Raw genomic sequence first — 6,300 nt, 5'->3', positions numbered from 1 at the left:
AGAGGGAACCCAATAAACATCTATTAAAATTTGTGATTAATTACAGGTTTATAAACAGCCTAAAATAATTTTATTATTTCTGCTGTGGTTAATACAGTCGCAAATTCCTCTTGTAAACTGGCTAAAGCTGTATCATGTATTAGTTGTGCCGAAAAGAGTTCTCCGTTTAATCCTTTCCGACTAAATGTCGCTGTGGCATCAGCGGCTAAAAAAACTGTATAGCCATAATTTCCTGCCATTCTAGTTGTCGTAGAAACACAATGATCCGTAGTTAAACCAACAATCACAAGTTGTTGAATCTGCTGTTCATCTAATAGTCGTTTTAAATCCGTATCAATAAAGGCACTATTCACTTTTTTCTGAACCACAATTTCACCTGTTGTTGGTGCGACTAAATGCTTGAACTGATGTCCCTGATGGGTAGCGAATAGACAAGATTGAGGATTCTGTGAACAATGTTGAATATGAAAAACTGGATAACCTTGATTACGCCAATGCTGCAAAAGTAATGCCGCATTTTCTTCTGCTTTTGGATTATTTCTTTCTTCACCCCAATAGCCAGGAATATCGAAGCCTTGTTGAATATCAATAAGAAGTAATGCTGGTTGTAAAGTTTGCATCGTTTTCCCTAATAAATAAAAAATAGTATTAAAAAAGCTGGCTAAAATTTTTCTAACCAGCTTGTCATCAATTAATCTCTTAATACACCACTATTAAACATTGGCAACCCAACCACAATCAGACTATCCCGATAAATCCCAAGTAAATCTTTTGCACTCACCTTTTGTAACTCCGCTAATGGTTTATCTAAGGCTGCCACAGCTTCAAATGTAATACCTTGTGGTCCAGAATCACGAGTAGCTAACTCAAATAAAGTTTGACCTCGGCGAACATGGCTACCAGAACTAATTAAAATTGCATGTTTAATTTTATGATGTGCTAATGCATAACGAGAATAAAGTGCATTTTCTACCGTAGAACGTGCATAGTTATCAGCAAAAATTCTTTTTGCATCAATCCCCTGTTCAATTAGCCATTTTTTCATTAAATTAGCTTCAGTTTGATTATTTTTTGGTACCCCGCCAGTAACAATAATTAATGCCTCTGGATTCTGTTTTGCTAACTCTAATGTTTTCTGTAAACGCTGAATTAAGATCTCGTTCATACTACCATCAGGATTTAGTGCATAACCCAATGTAATAATTGCATCTTGATTTGTTAATTTGGTTTCTGATTTATCTACAATCGGTAACTTAGTCACTTTATCAATTGTTGCAAAAACTTGTTTTAAAGTTGCTGCTTTTTCTGGTGCAATTTTTTCTAGATGTTTTAAATAGTTACCACTTTCCTTATCATCACCTTTATAACGATACCAACTTGCTAAATACATATTGGTTTTTACATCATCAGGTGCCACTTCTAGCGCTTGTTTATATAACTCAATTGCACGATCTACGTTCCCATTATAGATATAGGCGTTGGCTGCACCTAAAACAAAATCAATACGATAAGGTTCTAATTTATGTGCTGTTAATAAAATATCAGCGATACGCTCCATATTGCTTGGTAATTTAGCGGTAAATCCTGCATCAGAAACTCTCGCAGGTGATTTTTGAATTTCAACTGCTTGATCCAAAAGATCATCAATTACTTGCCGTTGATTTACAAGCTGTTGATACTCAACCTGAGGTTGTAACACTTCAACACTTTGGGTTGCAGAATAAGCTTGAACCGCAGCAAATAACGACACTGCTATAACACTTAATTTATGAAATTTCTTCATAACAAATCTCCTTTTTTCAGTCATAGAACTGTTTTATATAAAAGAAAAAAGTAATTACTTCTTCTCTATACCTAATAAATGCAATGTTGTTGCATCTAAATTTGGAAACCAAATAACCGGTTCAGGGCGAACTGGGTGTTCAGCTAAAAACTTCTCCATCCATACCATATTGTACCAACGGCCAAATTTATAGCCGCATTTACGGAATTCTCCGACTAAACGATAACCTAAATGTTGGTGAAAGTTAGCACTATTCCGTGTTAGATATTCATCATCTTGTTCTGGATAACCAATACAAGCATTTAAATTATAAATATTCTGCGCTTTAGAAATTTGTTCAAGTGCGGTATAAAGCCGTTTTCCTAAGCCTGATTTAGTTTGATTTTCTTTTAAATAAATTGTCGTTTCCACCGCCCAATCATACGCTGCCCTGCCAACAAAAGTGCTGGTATAGGCATATCCTAAAATCTCACTACCTTGTTCTAAAACAATATACGGATATTTAGCTAAAGTTTTACGCATACGCGCTTTGAATTCTTCTAAACTTGGCACTTCATATTCAAAGGTAATTGCGGTTTTTTCTACATAAGGTGCATAAATATTTAAAATCTCTGCTGCATCATCCAAAGTTGCAACACGAATAATGATGTCATCCTGTTGTTGCTCCATTCCGTTTTTCTCCTAGTCATCCTACTGCTTTTCGATAATAACTATCTGGCATACAGTTTTCAATTTTCTTATTTACTGATCTTGACCAATTTCATTCTGATCCAGTTACCTCTATAATAGCCAGCGCAATACAAACACACATCATAAAATTAAGGAGTAATCTCTATGTCTGCTGACAACTATAGTCTTAAGCCAGTTCCAGCGTCTGAACGCAAAGGAATGATAGCCCTAACATTTGTTATGTTGGGGCTTACTTTTTTTTCAGCCAGTATGTGGACAGGTGGAACATTAGGCACCTCACTTACCTACAATGATTTTTTCCTTGCTGTTATCGTTGGTAACTTAATGCTAGGAGTTTATACCTCATTCTTAGGTTATATTGGCGCTAAAACTGGTTTAACTACACATATCCTAGCACGCTACTCTTTTGGTATCCGAGGATCTTGGCTACCCTCTGCCTTACTTGGTGGAACACAAGTAGGTTGGTTTGGTGTTGGGGTAGCGATGTTTGCAATCCCTGTTAATAAATTTACTGGAATTGATGTGAATTTATTGATTCTAATTTCTGGGGCTTTAATGACCATTACCGTTTTCTTTGGTATTTCCGCACTCACTGCACTTTCTGTTATTGCTGTACCTGCTATTGCCTTACTTGGCGGTTATTCTGTCTATCTTGCTATCCACGATGCAGGCGGACTCTCCACTTTACAACAATTAATTCCAAAAGATCCGATTTCACTCTCTGTCGCAATCACATTAGTAGTGGGATCGTTTATTAGTGCAGGCACATTAACTGCCGACTTTGTTCGTTTTGGTAAACAAGCCAAATATGCAGTGTTAGTCACAATGATAGCTTTCTTCCTTGGTAACTCATTAATGTTTATTTTCGGTGCGGCAGGTGCAGCGGTAAAAGGTATGGCAGATATTTCTGATGTTATGGTTGCACAAGGGTTATTACTCCCTGCCATTATTGTATTGGGATTAAATATCTGGACAACCAATGACAACGCACTTTATGCTTCTGGTTTAGGCTTTGCCAATATTACTGGCGTTAGCAGCCGTATCTTATCCGTCATTAATGGTATCGTTGGTACATTATGTGCGTTATGGCTATATAACAATTTCGTTGGTTGGCTAACCTTTTTATCTGCGGCTATTCCACCTATTGGCGGAATTATTATCGCCGACTATTTAACACGCCGTCATGCCTATCAAAATTTTGAACAAGCACATTTTGTTAATATTAACTGGGCAGCTATTGTTGCGGTCGGTATTGGCGTTGCCTGTGGTAAATTTTTACCAGGTATTATTCCTGTCAATGCCGTAATCAGTGGTGCAGTAGCTTATCTGATATTAAATCCATTATTACGTAAAAAATTTGCTTAATACCGAATACAACAGAGGAAAATTGAAATGTTAATTAAAAATGTACATTTACCTGATCGCCAAGGATTATGGCAACTTTTATTAAGCCAAGGGCGTATTGAAAAAATACTACCAAACGATACGCCTCTTACAACCACGGAAGAGGTATTAGATGCTGAAAATGGAATTGTCTATCCACCTTTTGTTGAACCACATATTCATCTTGATGCAACCCAAACAGCAGGACAACCTAACTGGAACCAGTCTGGAACCTTATTTGAAGGGATAGAACGTTGGGCTGAACGTAAATCACTTTTAAGCCATGAAGATGTCAAACAACGCGCTTGGAAAACGTTAAAATGGCAAATTGCCAACGGTATCCAGGCAGTACGTACTCATGTGGATGTTTCTGATCCAACCTTAACTGCCTTGAAAGCAATGTTAGAAGTCCGTTCAGAAGTTGCGCCTTGGGTCGATCTACAGATTGTTGCTTTCCCACAAGAAGGTATTCTCTCTTATCCAAATGGAGCAGCTTTATTAGAGCAAGCTATGAAAATGGGGGCTGATGTTGTTGGCGGAATTCCACATTTCGAATTTACACGTGAATATGGTGTAGAATCAATGCACATTGCTTTTGATATTGCTCGCCGTTATCACAAACCGATTGACATTCATTGTGATGAAATTGACGATGAACAATCACGGTTTGTCGAAACCGTTGCTGCACTTGCATTAAAATATGAAATGGGCGATCAAGTTACCGCTAGTCATACTACTGCAATGCACTCTTACAATAGTGCCTATGCTTCTCGCCTATTCCGTTTACTAAAACTTTCTGGCATCAATTTTGTTGCTAATCCATTAGTCAATATTCATTTGCAAGGTCGTTTTGATACTTATCCGAAACGTCGTGGCATCACTCGTGTAAAAGAATTATTAGCAAGTAACATTAATGTCTGTTTTGGACATGATGATGTATTTGATCCTTGGTATCCTTTAGGCACAGCCAATATGTTACAAGTATTGCACATGGGACTTCATGTTTGCCAATTAATGGGCTATGGACAAATCAATGATGGACTGAAATTAGTGACTGAAAATAGTGCAAAAACGTTAGGTATCCGAGATTACGGAATTGAAGAAGGTAAAGCGGCGAATTTAATCATTCTGCCAGCAGAAAATGGATTCGATGCGGTACGCCGTCAAGTTCCAACTCGTTACTCAATTCGTAATGGTAAAGTGATTGCTGAAACACAACCAGTACAAAGTCAAATTTATTTATCAGAACAAGAACGTATCAGCTATCGTTAGATAACTCTAGGCAAGATTAACGTTAATTCTCTCTAAAATAGGAGATGAGTAATGAATACATCAGAAAAATGGTTAAGTTGGGCAATAGAGCTACAAAGCCTTGCTCAAGCAGGTTTAGCTTATGGTAAAGATAATTATGATCTCGAAAGATATCAAAGAATTCGAGAGATTTCTGCCGAAATCATTGCTTATCAAGCAGATATCCCTTTTACTAAAGTAATGGATCTTTTTTGTAATGAAATCGGTTATCAAACACCAAAATTAGATACCCGAGCAGCCATTTTTCAAGCCGATAAAATTCTATTGGTGAGAGAAAACGATGGAAATTGGTCTTTGCCTGGTGGTTGGGTTGATGTCAATATGTCGATCAAAGAAAACACTATTAAAGAGGTGAAAGAGGAAGCGGGTCTAGACGTAACTGCTGATAAAATTATCGCAGTTCAAGATCGTGCTAAACATAATCAACCTTTATATGCTTATGGTGTTTGTAAAATCTTTGTTCTCTGTACTGTACTTAAAGGACAATTTCAACAAAATATTGAAACAACAGAATCCGCTTATTTTGCTGAAGATAACTTACCTAATCTTGCCACTGAGAAAAATAACCAACAGCAGATCCAAATGTGCTTTGCCGCTTATCGTGATAAACATTGGGTTACTCAATTTGATTAAATATTCATTGAAGAAGGAGAGAAAATGAGTCAGAAAAATGAATTACAACGTACTTTAGATTGGTTTAAAGAGGCAAAACCGAATCCAGAATTAAAAGATCTTTCTGTGCAAATTGGTTGTCATTTTGAAGAAGTTGTCGAAATGTTAGATGCGTTAGGTCATGCTGAAATGGCGCATAATCTTGAAATTCTCGCTAATAGCTATAAGCAAAATAAGCAAACAGAACGCTTAACTGAATTAACTCACGAACATAAAGTCGAGGTGTTAGATTCTTTAGCTGATCAAGTGGTTACTGCCACAGGGGTTGCTTATATGGCTGGTTTTGATTTCTATTCTGCCTTTGCTGAAGTTAATGATTCAAATTGGTCAAAATTCGAGAACGGCAAGGCTATCTTTGACGAAAACGGCAAAATTAAAAAAGGCGAGAATTACTTTAAACCGAAGTTGGAAAAGTTTGTGAAGTAATTAGTGATAAAAAATGCGGCTTTCGCCGCATTTTC

The 6,300-nt window shown here is 36.9% G+C and carries 7 protein-coding genes; 4 read left to right on the top strand and 3 right to left on the bottom strand.

Annotated elements, in window-relative coordinates:
* Positions 1 to 59: 59 nt before the first annotated feature.
* The 3 genes from QV06_RS01630 to QV06_RS01620 all read right to left on the bottom strand — a co-directional run bounded on the left by QV06_RS01630 (position 60) and on the right by QV06_RS01620 (position 2,452).
* The gene (locus QV06_RS01630) at positions 60 to 620 is read right to left on the bottom strand and encodes a cysteine hydrolase family protein (RefSeq protein ID WP_065236647.1); all 561 of its coding nucleotides are present in this window, start codon (positions 618 to 620) and stop codon (positions 60 to 62) included.
* A gap of 71 nt (positions 621 to 691) precedes the next feature.
* Positions 692 to 1,783 carry an ElyC/SanA/YdcF family protein gene (locus tag QV06_RS01625; RefSeq protein ID WP_065236646.1) on the bottom strand — a complete coding sequence of 364 codons (1,092 nt, stop codon included), beginning with the start codon at positions 1,781 to 1,783 and terminating at the stop codon, positions 692 to 694.
* A gap of 54 nt (positions 1,784 to 1,837) precedes the next feature.
* On the bottom strand, positions 1,838 to 2,452 hold the full coding sequence (locus tag QV06_RS01620) for a GNAT family N-acetyltransferase (RefSeq protein WP_065236645.1): 615 nt from the start codon (positions 2,450 to 2,452) through the stop codon (positions 1,838 to 1,840).
* A gap of 165 nt (positions 2,453 to 2,617) precedes the next feature.
* Here QV06_RS01620 and codB point away from each other — a divergent pair, with 165 nt between their 5' ends.
* Genes codB through QV06_RS01600 form a run of 4 tightly spaced genes read left to right on the top strand, consistent with a single transcriptional unit; the run spans position 2,618 to position 6,265 of the window.
* The gene (codB, locus tag QV06_RS01615) at positions 2,618 to 3,838 is read left to right on the top strand and encodes a cytosine permease (RefSeq protein WP_065236644.1); all 1,221 of its coding nucleotides are present in this window, start codon (positions 2,618 to 2,620) and stop codon (positions 3,836 to 3,838) included.
* 27 nt (positions 3,839 to 3,865) lie between these two features.
* Positions 3,866 to 5,128, top strand: a complete 1,263-nt coding sequence (locus QV06_RS01610; protein WP_065236643.1) for a cytosine deaminase — start codon at positions 3,866 to 3,868, stop codon at positions 5,126 to 5,128.
* Between the two features lie 51 nt (positions 5,129 to 5,179).
* A complete protein-coding gene (locus tag QV06_RS01605) occupies positions 5,180 to 5,800 on the top strand; it encodes an NUDIX hydrolase N-terminal domain-containing protein (protein WP_065236642.1) in 621 nt (206 codons plus the stop codon).
* Between the two features lie 24 nt (positions 5,801 to 5,824).
* Positions 5,825 to 6,265 carry a nucleoside triphosphate pyrophosphohydrolase family protein gene (locus QV06_RS01600; protein WP_065236641.1) on the top strand — a complete coding sequence of 147 codons (441 nt, stop codon included), beginning with the start codon at positions 5,825 to 5,827 and terminating at the stop codon, positions 6,263 to 6,265.
* Positions 6,266 to 6,300 lie beyond the last annotated feature (35 nt).

The sequence above is a fragment of the Gallibacterium genomosp. 3 genome (assembly GCF_001678475.1).
In the GTDB taxonomy this organism is placed as follows: Bacteria; Pseudomonadota; Gammaproteobacteria; order Enterobacterales; family Pasteurellaceae; genus Gallibacterium; species Gallibacterium faecale.
The sequence above is the reverse complement of the archived record's forward strand: the minus strand, read 5'-3'. Positions and strand labels throughout refer to the sequence as shown.

Excerpts from the sequence above, each read along its gene's own strand:
- QV06_RS01630 (WP_065236647.1), bottom strand. The coding sequence starts at position 620 with ATGCAAACTTTACAACCAGCATTACTTCTTATTGATATTCAACAAGGC.
- QV06_RS01605 (WP_065236642.1), top strand. The coding sequence starts at position 5,180 with ATGAATACATCAGAAAAATGGTTAAGTTGGGCAATAGAGCTACAAAGC.
- QV06_RS01625 (WP_065236646.1), bottom strand. The coding sequence starts at position 1,783 with ATGAAGAAATTTCATAAATTAAGTGTTATAGCAGTGTCGTTATTTGCT.
- QV06_RS01600 (WP_065236641.1), top strand. The coding sequence starts at position 5,825 with ATGAGTCAGAAAAATGAATTACAACGTACTTTAGATTGGTTTAAAGAG.
- codB (WP_065236644.1), top strand. The coding sequence starts at position 2,618 with ATGTCTGCTGACAACTATAGTCTTAAGCCAGTTCCAGCGTCTGAACGC.
- QV06_RS01620 (WP_065236645.1), bottom strand. The coding sequence starts at position 2,452 with ATGGAGCAACAACAGGATGACATCATTATTCGTGTTGCAACTTTGGAT.
- QV06_RS01610 (WP_065236643.1), top strand. The coding sequence starts at position 3,866 with ATGTTAATTAAAAATGTACATTTACCTGATCGCCAAGGATTATGGCAA.